Source organism: Azospirillum palustre (assembly GCF_002573965.1).
GTDB classification, from domain to species: Bacteria; Pseudomonadota; Alphaproteobacteria; order Azospirillales; family Azospirillaceae; genus Azospirillum; species Azospirillum palustre.
Genome location: NZ_PDKW01000043.1, coordinates 367,871 through 390,040, shown reverse-complemented (window position 1 = coordinate 390,040; position 22,170 = coordinate 367,871). Strand labels below are relative to the sequence as shown.

The 22,170-nt window shown below is 68.7% G+C and carries 20 protein-coding genes; 9 read left to right on the top strand and 11 right to left on the bottom strand.

Annotation, left to right across the window (positions count from 1 at the left end; genetic code table 11):
- Positions 1 to 106 precede the first annotated feature (106 nt).
- Positions 107 to 646 (top strand): hypothetical protein, encoded by a 540-nt coding sequence (locus CRT60_RS24200; protein ID WP_098739122.1) that lies wholly within the window; start codon positions 107 to 109, stop codon positions 644 to 646.
- Positions 643 to 1,137, top strand: a complete 495-nt coding sequence (locus CRT60_RS24195; RefSeq protein ID WP_098739121.1) for a hypothetical protein — start codon at positions 643 to 645, stop codon at positions 1,135 to 1,137. The genes CRT60_RS24200 and CRT60_RS24195 overlap by 4 nt, the downstream gene beginning before the upstream one ends.
- Before the next feature lie 91 nt (positions 1,138 to 1,228).
- Here the strand turns inward: CRT60_RS24195 and acs are convergent, their stop codons facing one another.
- Positions 1,229 to 3,169, bottom strand: coding sequence for an acetate--CoA ligase (gene acs, locus CRT60_RS24190; RefSeq protein ID WP_098739120.1), 1,941 nt, complete (start codon positions 3,167 to 3,169; stop codon positions 1,229 to 1,231).
- Positions 3,170 to 3,583: 414 nt separating this feature from the next.
- On the opposite strand from acs, the gene CRT60_RS24185 reads away from it, so the two are divergent.
- Positions 3,584 to 3,808 carry a hypothetical protein gene (locus tag CRT60_RS24185; RefSeq protein ID WP_098739119.1) on the top strand — a complete coding sequence of 75 codons (225 nt, stop codon included), beginning with the start codon at positions 3,584 to 3,586 and terminating at the stop codon, positions 3,806 to 3,808.
- Between the two features lie 59 nt (positions 3,809 to 3,867).
- Here CRT60_RS24185 and CRT60_RS24180 read toward each other — a convergent pair whose 3' ends face one another.
- From CRT60_RS24180 to CRT60_RS24165, 4 genes are all read right to left on the bottom strand, one after another.
- Entirely contained in the window at positions 3,868 to 4,287 is a 420-nt protein-coding gene (locus tag CRT60_RS24180; protein WP_098739118.1) for an EVE domain-containing protein, read from the bottom strand.
- 17 nt (positions 4,288 to 4,304) lie between these two features.
- The gene (locus tag CRT60_RS24175; protein WP_098739117.1) at positions 4,305 to 4,589 is read right to left on the bottom strand and encodes a YciI family protein; all 285 of its coding nucleotides are present in this window, start codon (positions 4,587 to 4,589) and stop codon (positions 4,305 to 4,307) included.
- A 133-nt stretch (positions 4,590 to 4,722) separates the two neighbouring features.
- Positions 4,723 to 5,352 carry a 3'-5' exonuclease gene (locus CRT60_RS24170; RefSeq protein WP_098739116.1) on the bottom strand — a complete coding sequence of 210 codons (630 nt, stop codon included), beginning with the start codon at positions 5,350 to 5,352 and terminating at the stop codon, positions 4,723 to 4,725.
- A gap of 38 nt (positions 5,353 to 5,390) precedes the next feature.
- Entirely contained in the window at positions 5,391 to 5,993 is a 603-nt protein-coding gene (locus CRT60_RS24165; protein WP_098739115.1) for an NUDIX domain-containing protein, read from the bottom strand.
- Between the two features lie 262 nt (positions 5,994 to 6,255).
- Between CRT60_RS24165 and CRT60_RS24160 the strand changes: the two genes are divergently transcribed.
- Complete coding sequence (locus CRT60_RS24160) at positions 6,256 to 7,299, top strand: class I SAM-dependent methyltransferase (RefSeq protein ID WP_244592723.1); 1,044 nt, start codon at positions 6,256 to 6,258, stop codon at positions 7,297 to 7,299.
- A 34-nt stretch (positions 7,300 to 7,333) separates the two neighbouring features.
- On the opposite strand, the gene lepB is transcribed toward CRT60_RS24160, so the two are convergent.
- The gene (gene lepB, locus CRT60_RS24155) at positions 7,334 to 8,071 is read right to left on the bottom strand and encodes a signal peptidase I (RefSeq protein ID WP_098739113.1); all 738 of its coding nucleotides are present in this window, start codon (positions 8,069 to 8,071) and stop codon (positions 7,334 to 7,336) included.
- Positions 8,072 to 8,462: 391 nt separating this feature from the next.
- On the opposite strand from lepB, the gene acnA reads away from it, so the two are divergent.
- On the top strand, positions 8,463 to 11,153 hold the full coding sequence (acnA, locus tag CRT60_RS24150) for an aconitate hydratase AcnA (protein WP_098739112.1): 2,691 nt from the start codon (positions 8,463 to 8,465) through the stop codon (positions 11,151 to 11,153).
- An 84-nt stretch (positions 11,154 to 11,237) separates the two neighbouring features.
- On the opposite strand, the gene CRT60_RS24145 is transcribed toward acnA, so the two are convergent.
- Entirely contained in the window at positions 11,238 to 14,342 is a 3,105-nt protein-coding gene (locus CRT60_RS24145; RefSeq protein WP_098739111.1) for a PAS domain-containing protein, read from the bottom strand.
- Positions 14,343 to 14,705: 363 nt separating this feature from the next.
- Between CRT60_RS24145 and CRT60_RS24140 the strand changes: the two genes are divergently transcribed.
- Positions 14,706 to 15,737, top strand: a complete 1,032-nt coding sequence (locus tag CRT60_RS24140; protein ID WP_098739110.1) for an amidoligase family protein — start codon at positions 14,706 to 14,708, stop codon at positions 15,735 to 15,737.
- An 11-nt stretch (positions 15,738 to 15,748) separates the two neighbouring features.
- The gene (locus tag CRT60_RS24135; protein WP_098739109.1) at positions 15,749 to 16,492 is read left to right on the top strand and encodes a gamma-glutamyl-gamma-aminobutyrate hydrolase family protein; all 744 of its coding nucleotides are present in this window, start codon (positions 15,749 to 15,751) and stop codon (positions 16,490 to 16,492) included.
- A gap of 133 nt (positions 16,493 to 16,625) precedes the next feature.
- Here the strand turns inward: CRT60_RS24135 and CRT60_RS24130 are convergent, their stop codons facing one another.
- A complete protein-coding gene (locus CRT60_RS24130) occupies positions 16,626 to 17,042 on the bottom strand; it encodes a hypothetical protein (protein WP_143273377.1) in 417 nt (138 codons plus the stop codon).
- Between the two features lie 441 nt (positions 17,043 to 17,483).
- On the opposite strand from CRT60_RS24130, the gene CRT60_RS24125 reads away from it, so the two are divergent.
- Positions 17,484 to 19,043 carry a phospholipase D-like domain-containing protein gene (locus CRT60_RS24125; RefSeq protein ID WP_244592722.1) on the top strand — a complete coding sequence of 520 codons (1,560 nt, stop codon included), beginning with the start codon at positions 17,484 to 17,486 and terminating at the stop codon, positions 19,041 to 19,043.
- Between the two features lie 75 nt (positions 19,044 to 19,118).
- Here CRT60_RS24125 and CRT60_RS24120 read toward each other — a convergent pair whose 3' ends face one another.
- From CRT60_RS24120 to CRT60_RS24110, 3 genes are all read right to left on the bottom strand, one after another.
- Positions 19,119 to 19,889: an OmpA family protein gene (locus tag CRT60_RS24120; RefSeq protein WP_098739106.1), complete on the bottom strand. Its 771-nt coding sequence runs from the start codon at positions 19,887 to 19,889 to the stop codon at positions 19,119 to 19,121.
- Positions 19,886 to 20,491 carry a DUF4398 domain-containing protein gene (locus CRT60_RS24115; RefSeq protein WP_098739105.1) on the bottom strand — a complete coding sequence of 202 codons (606 nt, stop codon included), beginning with the start codon at positions 20,489 to 20,491 and terminating at the stop codon, positions 19,886 to 19,888. The genes CRT60_RS24120 and CRT60_RS24115 overlap by 4 nt, the downstream gene beginning before the upstream one ends.
- Before the next feature lie 150 nt (positions 20,492 to 20,641).
- The gene (locus tag CRT60_RS24110) at positions 20,642 to 21,280 is read right to left on the bottom strand and encodes a DedA family protein (RefSeq protein WP_098739104.1); all 639 of its coding nucleotides are present in this window, start codon (positions 21,278 to 21,280) and stop codon (positions 20,642 to 20,644) included.
- Positions 21,281 to 21,427: 147 nt separating this feature from the next.
- Here CRT60_RS24110 and CRT60_RS24105 point away from each other — a divergent pair, with 147 nt between their 5' ends.
- Complete coding sequence (locus CRT60_RS24105; RefSeq protein WP_098739103.1) at positions 21,428 to 22,099, top strand: NnrU family protein; 672 nt, start codon at positions 21,428 to 21,430, stop codon at positions 22,097 to 22,099.
- Positions 22,100 to 22,170: the final 71 nt, after the last annotated feature.

Below are 22,170 nucleotides of genomic sequence, written 5' to 3'. Positions count from 1 at the left end.
GCGGGGCGCCGTTTTTTAGATCCGGGAGGCACTTGCTTGTGATGCGTGCCCAGGCGGATTGCGCTACAACTCCCCCACTGCCGAATGGTTTGCGGAGCGGGCGCGTATGACGTCGGAAATGCTGCTGGCGCTGTTCAGCATCGGCGCCACCCTGCTGTTCCTGGGCATCCGCCGCGGCCTGATCCTGCGGACGGACCGGGAAATCCGCCGCTGCGGCGCCGCCCTGACCGCCGAACGCGATGCGCTGGAACGCCAGGCCAACGAGCTGGAGGCGATGCAGGCCGAAATCGAGGCGACGAAGGCAAGGCTGGTGGAGCTGTCGACCGACAAGCTCGTCCTCAACCGCCGCAGCGGCAAGCGCACCGCCGCCGCGCGCCGCTTCATCCACGAGATCGGCCGGCCTGAGCCGGGGCGCAACCATTTCACCTTCCGTCTGGCGATGGCTCCGGGCTTCACCGCCCGGCCCGATGCCAAGGCGGTGGTCCACCCCGCCATCTGGCGCTTCGGGAACGAGGCGCAGGTCTGGGCCTCCGACTTCGCCGCCGCCCAGATGCTGACCCGCAACATCTTCCACGAGGGGGTGGGCGTCACCGTTTCCAGCGAGGAGGCGGACGAAGACGCTGTTGCCGGAGCCTCCGCACCGTGAGCCCCGTCTGGCTTCTGGGAGCTGTCACCAGCCTGGTCATCGGCGTGCTGGCCGAGCGCATCCTCGGCATCCGCGCCCGCCGCCAGTCGGAGAAGCTGACCGCGCTGAAGGAGCGGCTGGACGTCTACGCCAACTACGCCAAGCTCGCCTCGGTCCGCCGGGTGGAGGCGGAGGAAACCCTCGCCGGCCTGCGCCGCGAGGCGGCCGAGGTGGAGGGTGAAATCCTGTCTTTGCAGTCGGCCGTCACCGGCGACGATGCCCTGACGCCGATGGAGTTCTATTGCGTCGACCGCGTCGCCCGGTCCAGCGGCCCGCTGTGGTATGTCGCGGTGGAGGCGCTGGACGCCACCGCCCCCTGGACCGGCATCCGCACCTACGCCATCGCCGCCGAAAGTGCTGAAGACGCCCGCAAGCGGATCGTCGAGCGCCACCCCTCCCCCACTGCCTTCACCATCTCCCCCGCCGCCCCGCTGGTGCTGCCGGAGCGTTGAGGATGTGGTCGTGCCGTTGGGGAAAGGGCCTGACACGACAAAGAAAAAAGGGGCACCCCACCGGAGCGCCCCTTTCTCATGAAACCCGCCGTCAGGCGTTGTTCATGCGGTTGTCGATCAGGTCGGTCACCACGCCCGGATCGGCAAGCGTCGAGGTGTCGCCCAGGCTGTCATGCTCGTTCGCGGCGATCTTGCGCAGGATGCGGCGCATGATCTTGCCCGAACGGGTCTTCGGCAGGCCGGGAGCCCACTGGATCAGGTCGGGCGAGGCGATCGGGCCGATCTCCTTGCGGACCCAGGCGACCAGTTCCTTGCGCAGCTCCTCCGTCGGCGTCTCGCCGGCGTTCAGCGTGACGTAGGCGTAGATGCCCTGGCCCTTCAGGTCGTGCGGATAGCCGACGACCGCGGCCTCGGCGACCTTCGGGTGGGCGACCAGCGCGCTTTCGACCTCGGCGGTGCCCATGCGGTGGCCGGACACGTTGATGACGTCGTCGACGCGGCCGGTGATCCAGTAATAGCCGTCGGCGTCGCGGCGGCAGCCGTCGCCGGTGAAGTACTTGCCGGCGAAGGTCGAGAAGTAGGTCTGGATGAAGCGCTCGTGGTCGCCATAGACCGTGCGCATCATGCCGGGCCAGGCATCGGCAATGCAGAGGTTGCCCTCGGTCTCGCCGTCCAGGATCTGGCCTTCATTGTCGACGACGACCGGCTGGACGCCGAAGAACGGCTTGGTCGCGGAGCCCGGCTTCTGGCCGATGGCGCCGACCAGCGGGCTGATCAGGATGCCGCCGGTTTCCGTCTGCCACCAGGTGTCGACGATCGGGCAGCGGGCGTCGCCGACCACATTGTAGTACCACAGCCACGCTTCCGGATTGATCGGCTCGCCGACCGACCCCAGCACGCGCAGGGACGCGCGCGAGGTGTTCTTCACCGGGCCTTCGCCTTCGCGCATCAGCGAGCGGATGGCGGTCGGGGCGGTGTAGAAGATGTTGACCTTGTGCTTGTCGATGACCTGCCAGAAGCGCGAGACGTCCGGGTAGGTCGGAATGCCTTCGAACATCAGCGTGGTGGCGCCGTTGGCGAGCGGGCCATAGACGATGTAGCTGTGGCCGGTGACCCAGCCCACGTCGGCCGTGCACCAGTAGACTTCGCCGTCCTTGTAGTCGAAGACATACTGGTGGGTCATCGACGCATAGACGAGATAGCCGCCGGTGGTGTGCAGCACGCCCTTCGGCTTGCCGGTCGAGCCGGAGGTGTAGAGGATGAACAGCGGATCCTCGGCGTTCATCTCTTCCGGCGGGCAGTCGGCGGAGACGCTCTCCATCTCCTCGTGGTACCAGAGGTCGCGCCCCTCGGTCCAGGCGACGGTGCCGCCGGTGTGCTTGACCACCAGCACATGCTTGACCACCGGCGCGCCGGCCACCGCCTTGTCGGCGTTGGCCTTCAGCGGCACCTTACGGCCGCCGCGCAGACCCTCGTCGGAGGTGATGACGAAATGGCTGTCGCAGTCGACGATGCGGTCCTTCAGGCTGTCGGGCGAGAAGCCGCCGAAGACGATGGAGTGGATGGCGCCGATGCGGGTGCAGGCCAGCATCGCATAGGCGGCCTCCGGGATCATCGGCAGATAGATGGTGACGCGGTCGCCCTTCTTGACGCCGTTCTTCTTCAGCACGTTGGCGAGACGGCAGACCTTCTCGTGCAGTTCCTTGTAGGTGATGGCCTTGGAAACGCCGGGGTCGTCGCCTTCGAACAGGATCGCGGTCTGGTCGCCGCGGGTCGCCAGATGGCGGTCGATGCAGTTGGCCGACACGTTCAGCGTGCCGTCGTAGAACCAGCGGATGTGGACGTCGTCGTTGAAGTTGACGTCCTTCACCTTGCTGTAGGGCTGGATCCAGTCGAGCCGCTTGCCCTGCTCGCCCCAGAACGCCTCGGGGTCCTTGACCGACTGCTCGTACATGCGGGCATAGGCTTCCGCATTCACGTGGGCGGCCGCCGCGATCTCGGGCTTCACCGGAAAGAAGCTGTTGTCGGTCATGAGTGCGATTCCCCCGTGGTGCTTCCGAATTGGCCGGAAGATGATTGGAGGGCGGCGGGCCGCCGCCCGGAATTGAGCGGCATTATCCACACAAGTTGCGGGACGAACAAGCAGATCGGCCCCCGCAGGCCCCCCGACCAAAGGAGGATTGTGTCGCTGATTTTGCAGCGCGAGACTGTTTCTTCCCCAAGCATACCGAGGCATGCCAAGGTCTCCGTGACCGCGCCGCCAACCGGGCCGGAAGCGCGGCGGTCCCGTCCCGCGACCATCCGCCGCGCCGCGGCGCAGCATGCGGGGCAGCGTGCGGGGATGTCCGTCCTGTAACGGACGATCCCTTGCTTAACCCGACCTTAACCCGCCGGCAGCTATAGAGTTGCTGCATTACGGTAACGATCAGCGGCGGCAAGGATCGCAATGCCCAGCACCACGAACGCGGACGATCTTCCGAAAGCCGGCGACCGCAACGACCGTCTCGCTGGAATGGCCGACCGCACCAGCCTGATGGCCATCGACGCCACGTTGCGCATGCTCGGCGGTCCCCTCGACGCCGTCTCGGCCGCCGGCATGGCGGACATCGCCCGCCGCATGCTGCAGGCGACCAACGACTTCCACGCGGCAATCCAGGAAGCGGCCGAGTAGGTCTTTCTGCGAAGAACAGGGCAGCGGAGAGCGGGGCCGCCTTCGCCCCGCTCGGTCCCTCAGGCCGGCACGCCGACCCCCGCCAGATCGCACACCCGCGCCCACTCGTCGTCGGAGACCGGGCAGACCGACAGCCGCGACTGACGCACCAGCGCCATCGACTGAAGTTGCGGATCGGCCTTGATCTGCTTCAGCGTGACGGGCGTCTTCACCGGCATCACCGGGGCCACGTCGACCATGCCGAAGCGGCCGGACTCGTCGCTGGGGTCCGGGTAATAGGTGCGGACGATCTCGACGATGCCGACGATCTCCAGCCCTTCGTTGGAGTGATAGAAGAAGGCGCGGTCGCCGACCTCCATCGCCTTCAGATTGTTGGACGCCTGGTAATTGCGCACCCCATCCCAATGGGTCCGGCCATCGGCGACCATGCGGTCCCAGGAATATTTGAACGGCTCGGATTTCACCAGCCAGTAGGCCATCGCCAGCGCTCTCCCGCTCAGGCCTTAGGGTAGACGCGGCGCCAGGGCCGGATCGTCACGCTGTCGAACAGGCCGGCCTTGGCATAAGGGTCGCCGTCGGCAAACGCCTGCGCGGCGGCGGCATCGGCGCACTCGACGATCAGCAGGCTGCCGACCATGCCGCTCTGGTCGTCCGACAGCAGCGGGCCGGCGGCAAAGATGCGGGCGGCATTGGCTTCCAGATAGGCCAGATGCTCGGTACGGTTGGCGGCGCGGACATCGGCGGCACCCGCCTTGTCGACGCAGTGGAACATGAACAGCATGCGGTTCGCTCCTTCACACGGTGGAGCGGGAGCCTAGATCGGATCGCGAAAAATCGGAATCGATTTGAAGCGTAAACCCGATCGCAAAAATTCGAACGCAGGGAAGGATGTTGGGAAAGCGTCGGCTGACGCTTCACACCACCACGCGCGGGCGGCGCGGCGGCGCCTTGCCGCCCTTGCAGGGCGAATAGCCGCCGGGGTCGATGCGGCCCAGCCGGATGCCGGTGCGCTCGATCTCGCCGAAGCCGCCCAGCTCCATCTCCAGCGCCGCGGCCAGGGCGATGCGGCCGCAGGCCTCGGCGTCGCTGCCGGCATGATGGTGGTGAAGCGCGATCCCCAGGAAATCGGCCAGATGGTTCAGGCGGTGTCCGGTCAGGGTCGGCCAGGCCCGGCGCGCCATCATGACGGTGCAGAGATAGTCGCAGGCCGGCAGGTCCAAGTCGTAGTCGGTCAGGGTATGGCGCAGCACGCTGAGGTCGAAGGCGGCGTTGTGGGCCAGGATCAGCCGGCCCTGCACCCGCTCCCGGAGGGCCGCCCACACCTCCGGGAATTCGGGCGCGTCGGCCACGTCCTCTTCCCGGATGCCGTGGATGGCGCTGTTGAAGGGGTTGAAGCGCGGCTCGCGCGGGCGGATCAGATGCTCTTCCGTCCCGGTCACGCGGCCGTTCTCGATCCAGGCGACGCCGATGGAGCAGGCGCTGGTGCGGGTCTCGTTGGCGGTCTCGAAATCGATGGCGACGGCGTGGCCGGAAATGACGGTCATGGAGGTCCGAATTGGCGGCAGATCGAATTGCTGACAGGTCAGGCGCGGAGAATGCGGACGAGATCCTCGGGCAGCGCGCCTTCCGCCGCCAGCACCCGCAGCTTCAGCAGGCTGGCCACCGCCATGGCGTCGGTGATGGCGCCGGACAGCACCATGTCGATCACCTCGGCGAAGGGCAGGCGGCGCACCGCCAGCACCTCGGTCTCGTCGGGAGCGGACTCGCCCTGCTCCATATCCCAGGCGACGAAGGTGTGGGCCACCTCGTCGGTGATGCAGTTGGACAGGTGCAGCGTCATCAGCGGCATCCAGCGCCGCGCCGTCAGGCCGGTTTCCTCGCGCAGTTCGCGCGCGGCGGATTCCTGCGGTTCGACGCCCTTGCGCCCGCCGCCCTCGGGGATTTCCCAGCTGTACTGCTTCAAAGGGAAGCGGTACTGGCCGACCAGGGTCACCGTGCCGTCGGCATGGACCGGCACCACGCCGGTGGCAAGACTGCGGGGATGGACGACGCCGTAGATGCCGGGAGAGCCCTTCGGGGTCAGAACCTTGTGTTCGACCACCTCCATCCAGGCATTCTCATATTTCGTCGTGCTGGTCAGCACGGTCCAGGGATTGCCGGTGGACTCACCGGTTTTGATCGGCACGCGAAGCCCCCTTCGTCGGTTGCGACGGGAGTATAGGGAGGTGCCCGGGCTGCCGCAATGGCCGCACAGAGCGGGTGGACAGACAAAAACCGGTAAAATTTTCCGACAATTGGCGAAAACGAAGTCGAAATCGTTAAATAATGGTTTCTTGACAGACAAATCAGGCCAACCTACTTCTAAATCACGGTGCCGAATGTCGAGACTATACCCAAAAGTGGTAGATCGGTGATCCGCCGCTTGATCTGGAAAGGGCAGATGCGTGGTGCCGCAGATCAGTCCGCAGGATTTGGAGCGGTGGCGTAACCCCGACTGGCGCATCCGTTTGGCTGCGTGGTGGGAGGGCTATGACCTGTCCCGCCTGCCCCGCATTTCGAACCGGGCCGACCCGCGCGCTCTGGCGGGCCGCCGCCAGTCCGGCCCGGTCGATACGGTTGGCAGTGCCCCCCCTCCAGCAACGCCGGGCGCAAGCGCGCTGCCGGCCCCGCCCACCGGCAACCCGGAACTGGACCGGCTGGCGTTGATGCAACTCGACCGTCACGGCGAGCCGGTCTGGTCGCCGGCGCGCAGCGAGGGGGCGCAGCTTCTGTGGGGCCAGGACATGACCGGGCCGGAGGAGGCGGCGTGGCTGGTCGATTCCGTCCGGTCCTTCGGGCTGAACCCGGCCAAGAGCGTGCTGGACCTGTCGGCCGGCCTGGGCGGCACCGCCCGCGCGCTGGTGCAAAGCTGCGACACCTGGGTGACCGGGCTGGAGCCGTCGCCGCTGCTGGCGAAGCTGGCGATGGACCGGTCGAAGGCGCTGGGCCTGTCGAAGAAGGCACCCATCGCCCATTACGACCCGGAGCATTTCAACCAGGCCGGCAGCTTCGACCTCGTGATGGCCGACCGCATCCTCCACCGCGTGCGCGACAAGGATCTGTTCCTCGACCGGCTCGGCGACTGCGTGAAGCCCAAGGGCGGCATCGCCCTGTACGACTATGTGATCGACGGCACCCCCGGCTCCTGGGACAGCTGGAACGGCTGGCGGGAGGAGGAGCCGATGGAGGTCTATCCCTGGACCGCCACCCGCATGGCCGACGAACTGACCCAGCGCAACCTCGACCTCCGCATTTCGGAGGATCTGACCCAGTTGCACCGCCGCCACATCATCGACCGCGTGCGCAAGCTGGCCGACACGCTGGCGGCCGCCGCGCCGCCGGCACCGGTGCTGGCCGCCTTGAAGCGCGAACTGGCGCTGTGGTGGGCACGGTTGCGGGTGCTGGGCAGCGGGTTGCGCTTCGTCCGCTACGTGGCGATGAAACCCGCCTGACGAAGCCCGCCCCATAGGATGGTGTGAGGGCAGCTCAGCGGATCAGCCCGATGCGGTCCAGCCGCAGGGCCGCCGGCCAGTGGGCCAAGTCGTCCAACGCGGTTGGATCGACGGAGAAATGCCGCAGGTCGGCACGGCCGATGAGGTTTTCGGCGGGAACGAAGCCGACGCCGCCGGTCGTTGCCGCAACCCGGCTGTCCAGCGAATTGCTGCGGTTGTCACCCAGCATGAAGTAATGGCCATCCGGCACCCGAAGCGGCGGGGTGTCGTCCAGACCATCGCGCCCGGCCACATGCAGGACACGGTGCGCCGGACCACCCGGCAGATGCTCCACATATTGCGGGATGGTCCGGCGGGCGCCATCGGCTCCCGTCTCGACGAAATCCTCCAGGCGCTCCAGCGCCGCCGGCTGGCCGTTCACATGCAGAATGCCGCTCCGCATCTGCACCACGTCGCCCGGCAGCCCGACGAGCCGCTTAACATAGACCTGCTCCGGGTCGCGCGGCAGGCGGAACACCACGATGTCGCCGCGCTGCGGTGCATGGCCCAGAACCCGGCCGGAGATGGGAAGCGCGTCGAGCGGGAAGGAATAGCGGCTGTACCCATAGGGGAATTTGCTGGCGAACAGGAAATCGCCGACCTCCAGCGTCGGCTCCATCGATCCCGACGGGACGTGGAAAGGCTGCGCCACCACCGAACGGGCTCCAACGGCCAGCAGCCCCGCGACCGCGACCGTGCGGACCATCTCCCAAAGACCGCCCTTGCCCGTCACCGCCCGCCTCCGTCCATGTGTCGCCGCGGGCAGACTAACCGGACAAGTCCCTCGCTGAAAGCCATATGCAATTCCGGACGGCATAAAACTTTGTAATGTATGGACCACCGCACCGTAATCGTTTCCAGTATCCAGGCACACGCCAAGTCCTGCCCCTGGATTGGACTTCCACCTCGCCTTGCGGCAGGGGACATTCGGTGCGTTGATAGACCGGGCTCGCGCCCTACATCTTGGCTGTATGGCCCGCTCTGTCCGGTGGCCGTCCGGTCCATCCCCAGTCCATCCGACGAGAAGCATCTTCCCCAGGCATCCGCGCCGGTGCCCGCCCGAACCGAAAGCCACGATCCGGACTGCCGGGTCCAAAAGCCACAGAAGCCAAGGAGTCTTTCCCGTGACCACCTTCACCGGTCAGGATTCGCTCAAGACCCGCCGCTCGCTCAGCGCGGGCGGCAAGAGCTACGACTATTTCAGCCTGAAGGCCGCCGAGGAGGCGGGTCTCGGCGATCTGTCGCGGCTGCCGTTCTCGATGAAGGTGCTGCTGGAAAACCTGCTGCGGTTCGAGGACGGGCGCACCGTCTCCGTCGACGACGTGAAGGCGGTGGCCCAATGGCTGGCCGACAAGCGGTCCGACCGTGAAATCGCCTATCGCCCGGCCCGTGTGCTGATGCAGGACTTCACCGGCGTGCCGGCGGTCTGCGATCTGGCGGCGATGCGGGAAGCGATGGCATCGCTGGGCGGCGACCCGACCAAGATCAACCCGCTGGTCCCGGTCGATCTGGTCATCGACCATTCGGTGATGGTCGATTACTTCGGCGGCGCCGACGCCTTCCAGAAGAACGTCGATCTGGAGTTCGAACGCAACCTGGAACGCTACGAATTCCTGCGCTGGGGCCAGAAGGCCTTCGACAATTTCCGCGTGGTGCCGCCGGGCACCGGCATCTGCCATCAGGTCAACACCGAATATCTGGCCCAGGTCGTGTGGACCGACGGCGACCCGTCGGGCAAGCCGGTGGCCTATCCCGACACGCTGGTCGGCACCGACAGCCACACCACCATGGTCAACGGCCTGTCCGTGCTGGGCTGGGGCGTCGGCGGCATCGAGGCAGAGGCCGCGATGCTGGGCCAGCCGATCTCCATGCTGATCCCGGAGGTCGTCGGCTTCAAGCTGACCGGCCGGCTGAAGGAGGGCATGACCGCCACCGACCTCGTGCTGACCGTCACCCAGATGCTGCGCAGGAAGGGCGTGGTCGGCAAGTTCGTCGAGTTCTTCGGGCCGGGCCTGGACAGCATGACGCTGCCCGACCGCGCCACCATCGGCAACATGGCGCCGGAATATGGCGCGACCTGCGGCATCTTCCCCATCGACGCCGAGACCATCCGCTACCTGACCTTCACCGGCCGCGATCCCGACCGCGTCGCGCTGGTCGAGGCCTATGCCAAGGCCCAGGGCATGTGGCGCGAGCCGAACAGCCCCGACCCGGTCTTCACCGACGTGCTCGAACTGGACATGGGCACGGTGGAGCCGTCGCTGGCCGGCCCGAAGCGCCCGCAGGACCGCGTGCCGCTGTCGGCGGTGGCACAGGGCTTCGCCAAGGACATGACCGAGGCCTACAAGGCCGACGATCCGAAGAAGGCGGTTGCGGTGAAGGGTGCCGACTACAGCCTGGAACAGGGCGCCGTCGTCATCGCCGCCATAACCTCCTGCACCAACACCTCCAACCCGGCGGTGCTGGTCGCCGCCGGCCTCTTGGCCAAGAAGGCTGTGGAAAAGGGGCTGACGCAGAAGCCGTGGGTCAAGACCTCGCTGGCGCCGGGCTCCCAGGTGGTCACCGACTATCTCGCCAAGGCCGGGTTGCAGCCGTATCTCGACCGCATCGGCTTCAACATCGTCGGCTATGGCTGCACCACCTGCATCGGCAATTCCGGCCCGCTGCCCGACACCATCGCCGCGGCGGTGGAGGAAGGCAACCTCGTGGTCGGCGCCGTGCTGTCGGGCAACCGCAACTTCGAAGGCCGCGTCAACCCGCACACCCGCGCCAACTACCTCGCCTCGCCGCCGCTCTGCGTCGCCTATGCGCTGGCCGGCAACCTGAACGTCGACCTGACCACGGATCCGCTGGGCACCGGAACCGACGGTCAGCCGGTCTATCTGAAGGACATCTGGCCGAGCAACCGCGAGGTGCAGGACGCCATCGACGCCTCGCTGACCGCCGAGATGTTCCGCAGCCGCTATTCCGACGTGTTCAAGGGACCGGAACAGTGGCAGGCCATCGCCACGGCGGAGGGCCAGACCTACCAGTGGCAGGACGGCTCCACCTATGTGAAGCTGCCGCCCTTCTTCACCGGCCTGACCAAGACGCCGGACCCGGTGTCGGACGTGCGCGGCGCGCGGGCGCTGGCGGTGCTGGGCGATTCCATCACCACCGACCACATCTCCCCCGCCGGCTCGATCAAGAAGACCAGCCCGGCCGGCGAGTATCTGCTGAGCTACCAAGTCCGTCCGCAGGACTTCAACAGCTACGGCGCCCGCCGCGGCAACCATGAAGTCATGATGCGCGGCACCTTCGCCAACATCCGCATCCGCAACGAGCTGATCCCCGGCGTGGAAGGCGGCGAGACCAAGCATTACCCGTCGGGCGAACGGCTGCCGATCTACACCGCCGCCATGCGCTACGCCGACGAGGGCGTGCCGCTGGTGGTGGTCGCCGGCAAGGAGTACGGCACGGGGTCGAGCCGCGACTGGGCGGCCAAGGGCACCCGCCTGCTGGGCATCCGCGCGGTGATCGCCGAGAGCTTCGAGCGCATCCACCGCTCCAACCTCGTCGGGATGGGCATCCTGCCCTTGCAGTTCAAGGACGGCCTGACCCGCAACGAGCTGAAGCTGGACGGGTCGGAACGCTTCGACATCGACGGCATCGAACAGGACCTGCGCCCGCGCAAGGACGTCACCCTGACCCTGACCCGCGCCGACGGCAAGACGGAGACCTATCCGCTGCTGCTGCGCATCGATACGCTGGACGAGGTGGAGTATTACCGGAACGGCGGCGTGCTGAACTTCGTGCTGCGCAATCTGGCGAAGTAAGGCTGCCGCAATTCGGATAGGACAAGGGCCGCTTCCCGGTGGGGAGCGGCCCTTTTTGCTGTCGGTACAACCGAAGCCGGCGCCTCACGCCGCCCCGGCGCTCGCCATCATGCGGCGGAGGTCGTTGGGGAAGACCGGCTTGTGCAGGATGCGGAAGCCGCGGCGCTCGGCCTCCTCCTGGCGCTCGGAACTGGTGTCGCCGGTCAGGATGATGCCGGGAACCGACTGGCCCAGCATGGTCTGGACGGCACACACCGCCTCCGGACCGGTGCGGCCCTGCTGGAGCTGGTAGTCGGCCAGCACGATCTGCGGGCAGCGGCCGTCGGCGCGCAGCCGTTCCAGCGCCTGATCGCCCGACTTGGCGGTCAGCACGTCATAGCCCCAGCCTTCCAGGATCGCCTTGAGGCCGAGAAGGATGATCGCCTCGTCGTCGATCACCAGCACCATGCCCTTGCCGGCTCCGGCTCCGGCCCCGGGTGCGACCGCCGCCGGGGCGGCAATCGTCCTGGTCGCCCCGCCCGCGCTCCGCCCAGCGCCGAAGGCGTTGGCGATGGCGCTGATCGCCTGCCCGCGGTCGTTGGCCGCAGCGGCGTCGTTGGCGACGGACCGGCGCGCGAGCGTCGCCGCAGCGGCGGCGGTGCCGCTGGCCGGACGCGGGTTGCCCAGGATCACCCGCGGCAGTTCGACCGCGAAGACCGACCCCTTGCCCTCCCACGAGCGCACCGTCACCGGATGGCCGAGCAGCCGCGACAGCCGCTTGACGATGGCCAGCCCCAGGCCGAGGCCGCGTTCGCTGCGCTCGCCCAGCTGGGTGAATTCCTCGAAGATGTCCTCCAGCCGGTCGGCGGGGATGCCGGCGCCGGTGTCCCATACCTCCACCCGCATGCCGGACGGCGTCCGGCGGCAGCCCAGCAGCACCTTGCCCCTGGTGGTGTAGCGCAGCGCATTTTCCACGAGGTTGCGCAGGATGCGCTCCAGATGGGCCGGATCGGTGCGGACCCAGGCGCGGGTCGGCACGGCGCGCAGTTCCAGCCCTTTCTGGGCGGCGCGCGGGCCGTATTCGGCGACCAGCCGGCCGAGCATCTGGTTCAGCCGCACCTCGACCGGCGTGGCGACAATCTTGCCGGACTCCAGCCGCGACATGTCCAGCAGGCCGTCCAGCAGGCTCTTCAGCGTGTCCAGCCCCTGGCGGATGTTGTCGAGGATCGGCAGCGCCGCATGGCCCTGCAGCCGATCGCTCAAGGCCGCGGTGAAGAGATAGAGCGACTGCACCGGCTGGCGCAGGTCGTGGCTGGCGGCGGCGAGGAACTTGGACTTGCCGTCGTTGGCCTGATCGGCCTCCTCCCGCGCACGGCGCAGTTCGGCCTCGGCCTTCTTGCGGTCGGTGACCTCGACGGCGGCGCAGGTGACGCCCTCCACACGGCCGGAGGGATCGAGCAGCGGGTCGATGGTCAGGTCGAAGAAGCGGTCCTCGCCCTTGCAGCGGATGCGCACCTCTTCCCGTGCGCCGACGCCGCTCTCCATCACCCGGCGCTTCAGCGCCATCATGCCGTCGGCATCCTCGCGTTGGCTGCACAGGTCGGCGTCGGTACGGCCGATCAGCGCGTCGGGAGAGAAGCCGAGCCATTCCGAATGCGCCCAGGTGTAGCGGAGGTCGCGGTCCTGGTTGAGCACCACCACGCCGGAATTGCGCAGGCCGGTGCGCACACGCTCCTCGGCGACGCGCAGCGCCTCCTCGGTGCGCTTGCGTTCGGTGATGTCGATGCCGGTGGCGATCAGGTGGGTGACATGCCCGTCGGCATCGACCATCGGGGTCAGGTTGACGTCCACCGTCATCTCGCGCGGAGCGGTGTCCCGCCCGGTGGCGACGCGCAGCCCGGCATCGAAGCGGGAGGACCGTCCGCCGGCCCCCAGCGCCAGCGCGTGGCGCAGCCGTTCCCGCCCCGCCTCGTCGAAGGACAGCCAGCAAATCTCGTCGAAGGGGCGGCCGACGATGCGGGCGGGCGGCAACCCGGCGGCATCGGCGGCGGCGCGGTTGACCTGGGCCACCGCCCCGTCCGGCGTCAGCACGCCGACATAGGCCGGCAGCGCGTCCAGCACGGCGCGGATGTGGCTTTCCGACTGGCGCAACGCCGCTTCGCGCGCCTCCAGCCGTTCGGCCATCATGTCGAAGGCGTAGCCGAGCTGGCCGATCTCCGACGAACGGTCGGACAGCTTCACCCGGGTGGCGGTCTTGCCCTCGCTCCAGTCGCGGGCGGCGGAAACCAGCGCATCGACCGGGCGGCGGATGAACAGGGTGCCGCCGATCCAGGCGGCGGCGGCGGCGACCAGGAAGCCGGACAGCGTCATCAGCAACCCGTCCCGGGTGGCGCGGTCGACCGCCCCCATGGCGGCGCCACGGTCGACGCCGACGCTGATGAACAGGTCGCGGATGCCGGCGGACGGCGGGGAGAAGGCGAGGATGCGCGACACGCCGTCCAGCCCGGGCAGCATGGTCACGCCGGCTTCCCGTTCCGACAGAAGCCCCAGATAACTGTCCGGCAGCCGTTCGCCGGCGCGGCCCTGGGTGCCCGGCAGCTTCACCAGGATGGTGCCGGAGCGGTCGGCGACGGTCAGGGTGGTGTTGTCCGGCATCGGACGGGAGGCGAAGAGGGCGGTCAGCCGCGGCACGTCGAGCGACAGGGCAACCACGCCAGCCCGCCGGCCGTTGCTGTCCGAATAGGGAGCGGCGACCGGCAGTTCGCCGCCGTCGGCGCCGGAATGGGTGATCGTCCACTCGCCGACGGCGAAACGGCCCTGCGTCATCGCCCGGCGGAAATGCGGCTGGACGCTCAGCGAGGCACCGATGCGCGACGGATCGGCGCTGCACAGGATGCGCCCCTCGGTATCGGTGATCGACAGGGTGCGGTAATCGGCGGAACGGGTCGCCAGCCGCTCCAGATAGCTCTGGCAGTTGTCGATCTCGCCCCGGCGCAGAAAGCGCGCCTCCGTCACCGCGGTGACCATCAGGCGGGCGCTGTCGATGAGACGGAAATGCTCGCTTTCGACCTGCCGGAGAAGGCGTTCGGCCTGGAGCGTCACTTCGCCTTCGCGCTCCGCCCGCTGTTCGAGCACGCTGTAGATCTGGATGCCGATCGCCGGCAGGACCGCGAGCAGGACCAGGATGAAGAGGCGTGCCAGAAGGGTCATGGCGTAGACGAGGCTCCTCCGCAAAGCCGACCGGATGGAACGATGGATGCGCCACCCTGCGGCATGCCCATCGCTAACGCACTTATGGTTAAGCGCCGGTTAATTTAGAAAAGAATGGGCTGGAACAGAGGGGAGAAACCGATCGAAGGGCTGTTATCCTCTCCCAATTTGCCGCCAACTGCAGAGCATTTACATCAAAAACCCAAACATACCACCATCGAGTGGCTACGGTCGAAAGGGATATGTCCCGCAGCATGCTTGAATTCGCGTCGTTGCAGTGCTCAAGGACTTCTCATGCAACTGCAATACAGACGCTGCTCCATCGATGGAACAGGCTGCGGGGTGGGCTGTTGAAGCCTTGCAATGACCACACCCTTCCTCCTCCCCCCGCTCCGCACCACGTCCCAGGGCACGCCGCGCCGCGTGGGGGTGGAACTTGAATTCGCCGATCTGGACGCGCCGTCGGCCGCAGCCTGCGTGCACCGGCTGTTCGGCGGCAGCGTCACCGTCGAAAACCCGCACCGATGTCTGGTGACGGAGACGCGGCTCGGCGACTTCACGGTGGAACTCGACATGCGCTCCGCCCACAAGGGCAAGGGGGGTGCGGCGATCCTCGACCCGCTGCGGCCGCTGTGGGGCAACATCGGCAGTCTGGTGATGCCCTTCGAGATCGCCGCCCCGCCGGTGACGGTGGAGCAGATGCCGGAGCTGGAGGAGATGGTCGCCCGCCTGCGCGCGCTGGGCGCCGCCGGGACGGAGGCCAGCCCCCTGTTCGCCTTCGGCCTGCATTTCAATCCGGAGGTGGCGCGGACCGATGGCGATTACCTGCTGGACACTTTGAAGGCCTTCCTGCTGCTGGCCCCCTGGCTGCGGCGGGAAATCCGGGTCGACGTCACCCGGCGCCTGTCCGGCTTCATCGCCGCCTTCCCGACGCCCTATGCCGCCAAGGTGGTCGATCCCGCCTATCGTCCCGACCTGGGCGGGCTGATCGACGATTATCTGGCCGACAACCCCACCCGCAACCGCGAGCTGGACCTGTTCCCGCTGTTCGCCCATCTCGACCGCGACCGTCTGGCCGCGGCGATGGCGGATCCGCATATCCGACCGCGCCCGACCTTCCATTACCGACTGCCGAACGCGCGGCTGAGCGACCCCAGCTGGTCGCTCGCCGCCGACTGGAACCGCTGGGTGGCGGTGGAGCGGCTGGCCGCCGACCGCGCCCTGCTGGACGGCCTCGGCACCGATTACCGCCGGGCAGCCGAAGCACAGCAGCTCGACGGCTGGGCCGAGCGCATCGACGCCGTGCTGGCCGCCAATCCGGGCATTCACGGCGCGGACGCAGGCATCGCTGAGCAAGTCGATGGGGTCGACGGCCCCGCCCGTCAGGCCGGCTGAGGGGGGTTTCCATGGCAGCCATCGTCGGCAGGTCCCGGCCGCTGGTCGGCATCACCGCCTCGATCCATGGCAGCCGCATCGCCGCCATGGCCAACCGGCTTGCCCTGTGGCGGGCCGGAGCATCGTCGGTCCGCATCACCGCCGAGTCACCCTTCCCCATCGACCGGCTGGACGCGCTGGTCGTCGGCGGCGGCGACGACATCGACGCGTCGCTCTACGGCGAATCCGCCCGTCCGCACATCCGCATCGATCCCGAACGCGACCGGCTGGAGATGCTGGCGCTGGACTGCGCCGCCAAGATCGGACTGCCGGTGCTGGGCATCTGCCGCGGGTCGCAGATGATCAACGTCCACCGCGGCGGCTCGCTCCACGTCGACATCCACGAGGTCTACGACGAAGCGCCGCACATGCGCACCGTTCTGCCGCGCAAGCGCATCCGGATCGCACCGGACAGCAGGCTCTACCGCATCCTCGGCATCGCCGAATGCCGCGTGAACGCCCTGCACCACCAGTCGGTGGACCGCGTCGGCGACGGTCTGCGCGTCGTCGCGCGCGAACGCGCCGGCGTCGTCCAGGGCATCGAGGCGCCGAACGAGCCCTTCATGATCGGCGTGCAGTGGCATCCGGAATATCTGGTCGCCGACAGCCGGCAGCAGGCGCTGTTCCGCCGTCTGGTCGAAACCGCCGCCGGCACCGCCCCGCTGGACGATCTCGTCGAGGTTCCGTCCCGCCGTCCGGTCCGCGCATCCGGCTGAGGTTCCAACAGTCTATTCTCTTTGCCGTCCGCCATGACGGTGACGGCGGCACCGAAAACGACCTGCAAAAACGACGCGGGCGCCGCCGGAGGGATGGCTCCGGGGCGCCCGCGCTGTTGCCGCAAGGGGGAAATTACTGGCTGCCGCCGTTGTCCGGGCCGCAGTTCGGGGTGCCCGGCGGGCAGTGGGTGCCGGTCGCGGTCTGGTTGTCGCGCGGAACGTTGCTGCCGGTGTTGTTGCCCATGCCCGACGGGGCGGTGGTCACACCCGGCACCGGCGAGGTCGAGGAGCCCGACATGGTGCCAGTGGTGCCGGTCGAACCCGACGTGCCCGCACCGCCGGTGGTGGAACCGGCCGACGGCGAGGTGGTGGCGCCCGGCGGGGTGTGGACGATGCCGTCCGGACCGACGTTGGTGGTGCTGCTCGGGGCGGTTTGGTATGCGCCGCTGCCCTTGAGGGCGCCGGGGTTGGCTTGCTGAGCGGTCTGGGCCATGGCCGGGGCGGCCATCAGGAAAACTGCCGAAACAGCACCGATCATCAGGTTACGCATCCTCGAACTCCTTCATGGTGGCAACGCCTCGCATTTGGGCGTCTTTGGAACGGGACGGACGCCGTGTCTGGAGCCGCAATCGGCGTCCGGCCAGGGCGTCATTGTCTTTCATGGGTTTAGAACAGGGCAATCGGGGCATGATCTCGGTCGGTCCATGCGCTTTTTTTGGAAAAACGCCGGCAAAAGAGGGGCAAGGCCACGCCCGGCGGGTTCCTTCGGCGAGCCACCGACGCACAGCCGGCGAGGCGGGAACAACAGGCACGCCATAGGGTTCAAGCCGCGAGGCGGATGGTCCGCGCAAAGCCTCCCGGCGCGTTTTCAATGAGGGTTCCAGCCTTGCCCGACGCCTCCCAGGATGCCGCCCGACAGTCCGCCCCCCATCATTCTGCAACGCCCCCGATGCCCCCCGATCCTTCCAGTGCCATTGGACCCTCCGACCCGGTGCTCCGTCCCGGCCTGACCTGCTGGCGGACCGAGCGTGCCGGGCGGGTGGCGGTGCTGGTCGACGGCGCCGATTATTTCGTTGCCGCCCGTGCCGCCATGGAACAGGCGAAGCGATCGATCCTGCTGGTCGGCTGGGACATCGACCCGCGCATGCGCCTGGACCCCGAAAGCCACGAGACGCTGGGCCGCTTCCTCGCCCGGCTGATGCGGTCGCGGCCCGGGCTGCATGTGCGGGCGCTGAAATGGGACATGCCCTTTCCCATCGCGCTCGACCATCCGCACGAACCGCTGGAGCGGCTGGACCGCAGCACCGGCCACCGGCTGAATGCCCGGCTCGACGGGGAACTGCCGGTCGGCGCCGCCCAGCACCAGAAGCTGCTGGTGATCGACGATGCCCTGGCCTTCTGCGGCGGGATCGACTTCTCCTTCGACCGCTGGGACACGTCGGAGCATCGCGACGGCGACCCGCGCCGCCGCTGCCCGAATGGCGAGCCCTATGGCCCGCGCCACGACGTGATGATGATGGTCGACGGCGATGCCGCCCGTGCCCTGTCAGAACTGGCAAGGGAGCGCTGGCGTTGCGCCACCGGCGAGATGCTGGAGCCTTGCCCGCCGCCCGACACCGACCGGGCCGATCAGGACCCCTGGCCGGACTGCCCCCTGCCCGACTGCGCCAGCCCGATCCTGACGGATGCGCGGATCGGCATCTCCCGCACCGTGCCGGAAATCGACGAGCGTCCGGCGATCCGCGAGAGCGAGGCGCTGACCTTCGCCGCCATCGCCGCCGCCGAACGCACCATCTATCTGGAAAACCAGTATTTCGCCTCCGCCCGCGTCGCCGAGGCGCTGGCCCGCCGGCTGGCCGAGCCCGACGGGCCGGAGGTGGTGCTGGTGGTGTCGATGGAAAGCCCGAGCTGGTTCGACCGCATGGCGATGGACACGCCGCGCTCGGTGGCCCTGCGCTGCCTGCGCGAGGCCGACCGTTTCGGTCGGCTGCGCACCCTGACCCCGGTGACGGAGGGCGGCGGGCCGGTGATCGTCCACTCCAAGGTGGTGGCGGTGGACGGCCGGCTGCTGCGCATCGGCTCGTCCAACCTGAACAACCGCTCGATGGGCTACGACAGCGAGTGCGACCTGACCATCGAGGCGCCGCGGGAAGACGGGCCGGAGCGGACCAGTGCGGAGGCCGCGATCATGGGCGTGCGCAACCGCCTGCTGGCCGAGCATATGGGCATCGACCAGCCCCGGCTGGAGGCGGAAATCCAGGCGGCCGGCAGCGTCGTCGCCGCCATCGACCGGCTCTGCCCGCAGTCCGGCCGCCGGCTGGCCGAACTGCCCGCCAGCGATCCCAGCCTGACCGAACAGGCCTTCGCCGCCCTGCGCATCGCCGACCCCGACGACCCGAACGAGGCCTGGGCACCGTGGAAGCGTCTGCCGCCACCGCCGCGCTCCGCCCTGCGCGCCGCTGCCGCCGCTCTGCTGACGGTCGGGCTGGCCGCCGGGGTCTGGGGCGCGATCCGGAGCGGACGCGAAAAAGCCCGCCCCGCGCGCGACTGACCGTCACGCGAGAGCCGGGCCCGCTTTCCGAAACCCCCTCTCCCACCGTGGGAGAGGGGATTTCCATATCTGGACTTACCGCGTCTCCGCGACGCGGCCGTCGTCGGAGATGACGATCTCGACGCGGCGGTTCTGCTGGCGGCCGGCGTCGGTGGTGTTGGCGGCGACGGGCTGCGCCTCGCCCATGCCCTGGGTGACGATGCGCGCCGGAGAGACGCCGCGCATGGTCAGGGCGTCGCGAACGGAGTTGGCGCGGGCCTCCGACAGGCGCAGATTGGTGGTGTCGCTGCCGGTGCTGTCGGTGTGGCCCTCGATCCGGATGGTGCGGCCGGGCTGGGATTGCAGGAACTGGGCGAGCCGGTCGATGCGCTCATAGGCGCCGGGGGTCAGCTCCGCCCGGCCGGTGGCGAACAGGATGTCGCCCAGCGTCATGACCAGGCCGCGCTCGGTCCGCTGCGCCTGGAGGTCGCGCAGCTGCTGCTCAAGCTCGGTGTTGCGGGCCTGGAGGCGGTAGCTGTCGGCGTTGGCGACCACGGTCTGGGCACCCTTCACCCCGGCCGTCTCCTGCGCGATCTGCACCCGGCGGCTGACGATGTAGGCCTGGTGATCGACCTCGGCGGCATCGGCGCCCTGGTCGCGCATCGCCTCGGCACGGCGCAAGGCCGTCTCGGCGTCGCGCAGCTGAAGCGGGGCGTTGCCGGCGACCTGCGGGTTGGCGGCGGCCAGGCTGTAATCCTGCCGCGCCTGGGTCAGGGCGGCGCTGTCCGTGGGCTGGGTGGCGCAACCGGCCAGCCCGAGGCCGAGACCCGCGAGGACAAGAATGCTGCGGGAAGCGAACGCGGTCATTGACGCACCTCCGGATAGCTGTAGCCCCAGCTGTTGCCGCCGCTGGTCCCGACGCCTGAGCCGCCCACCGTGCCGCCCACCGTGCCGAGCGAACCGGCCGGCGCCGGCGGAACCGCGGACGGAGCCGGATAGCTGGAACCGCTCATCCCGGAGCCGCCATAGCCGGCCCCGCCGGACGGCGTGCCGCCGAGCGTCGAGCCGCTGTAGACCGGCGCCACATTCGGCGCGGCAGCCGACCGCGGAGTGTTGGGGACCGCGGACTTGGCCACGGCGGTGGCGGCCTGCTGGGTCACCGCGCGCTGCGAGGTCACCGTCGCCAGCTCGGCATCGACGCGGGCCTCCTCGGCGAGGCGGCGGGCGCGGGTGCGCTCGTCGGCGCGCATGGCCTTGTCGGCGGAGGCCAGCTTGTCGCGGGCGCTCTGCAACGCGACGGGAGCGTATTGCAGGGCGTTGGCGCGCTCGGCCTCCTGCACCGCCTGGGACGCGGCGCCGAGCTGGGCGGTGGGCGGCGGCACGTCGGAGGCGCAGGCGGCCATGCCGAGCGCCGCCGACAACACGGCGGCGGCTCGCCACCGGTTCGTCATTGCGGATTTGCGGGTCATCTGGTCGGTTCCTTTCGGATCGGGCTTCACGCCGGAAACCGGGGGGCGGGCCAAGGTCGTGTCCCTCTCAGGCCATGTCCTTTCGGCCACGTCCTTTCGGGATGTCTTGCGCCTCAAACGCACCAGCCGGGGCGAAGGTTCCGCGCCGGTTCAGCCGCCGCTGCGCGAAATTCCTTCACGCTCCGCCCGGCGGTTGTCGCGCCGGTGGCGGACCAGCCGCAGCACATAGGCGGCCAGCAGGACGATGAACAGCACCAGCGCCCCCGGCACCATCCAGTCGGCGATCCAGGGAAAGCCGACCCGCACCAGATAGCCGGTACCGGCCAGCACCAGCGACCACAGCGTCGCCCCGGCCGCGGCATAGAGCAGGAACACCGCCATCGGCAGCCCGCAGGCCCCGGCGGGAACCGAGATCAGCGTGCGCAGCCCCGGCAGTGGCTGGCACAGCAGAACGGCGACGCCGCCGCGCCTTGCGAACCATTCGGTGGCGCGGTGAACCTGCTCGGGCTTCACCGTCAGCCAATGGCCATGGCGGCGGAGAAAGGCTTCGAACCGCTCGCGCCCCATCCAGTGGGCCGGCAGGTACCAGACCAGTTCACCCACCGCAGACCCCGCCCCGGCGGCCAGCGCCACCAGCAGCAGGTTGAACTCCCCCGTCGCGGCCCCCATGCCGGCCAGCGGGATCACCGTCTCCGCCGGCACCGGCGGCAGCACGCGGGCCAGGATCAGCATCAGGAAGATCCCGAGATAGCCGAACTGCTGCACGATCTGGATGATCCACTCGGTCATTGGGTCCACGGGGGTCGGTGAGGAGAAAGCCGTCTCCAGTGAACCGTGCGGGCCTTGCCGGCGTTCCCCGTTTTTCCATCCCCCTCGACCCCAATCTTGACCCCAATCAAGGCAGAGGCCGTTCGTACACGCTTCAGTGTCTCCATCATGACCGCATCCCTCGCCCTCGCCGCCGCCCTGCTGTTCCTCAGCCATGCCCTGCCGTCCTGGCCGGGGGTGCGGCCCGCCCTGATCGCCCGGCTCGGCCGCGGCGGCTTCGTGACGATCCATTCCGTCGGCTCGCTGCTGACGCTGACGCTGTTCGTGCTGGCCTACCGCGCCGCCGACGGCGGGGAGGTGCTGTTCACGCCCTTCGGCTGGGCCGCCCCGCTGGTGGCGGCGGTGATGCCCGTCGTCTTCCTGCTGCTGGCCGCCCGCGTCACCACCCGCTTCGGCAGCCAGGGCGCGCCGAACCCGCCCCGCGGCATCTACCGCCTGACCCGCGCGCCGGGCAGCCTGGCGCTGCTGCTGTGGGCATGCGCGCACCTGAACGCCACCGGCGACGGACGCCGCGTGCTGCTGTTCGGCACCATGGCGGCCATCGCCCTGTTTGCGCTGGTGAAGAACGAGATCGTGCTGCGCCGCAGCGCCGCCGGTCGCGCCTACCGGGACGAGACCTCGCTTGTGCCGCTGACCGGGCCGCAGGGCTGGCCCGGAGCGCTGCGCGGACTGGCGGAGATGGGACCGGCAAGACTGATCGGCGGGCTTGCCGCTTATGGTGGAATGCTGATGCTGCACCCCCTGCTCTTCGGGGTGGATCCACTCTACTGGGTAGGTTGAGCGGGACGGCGGACCGGTGCATCTGTTGAGGACGGGACACGAGTACCGCGTACCACCTCCAGCCTGCCCTC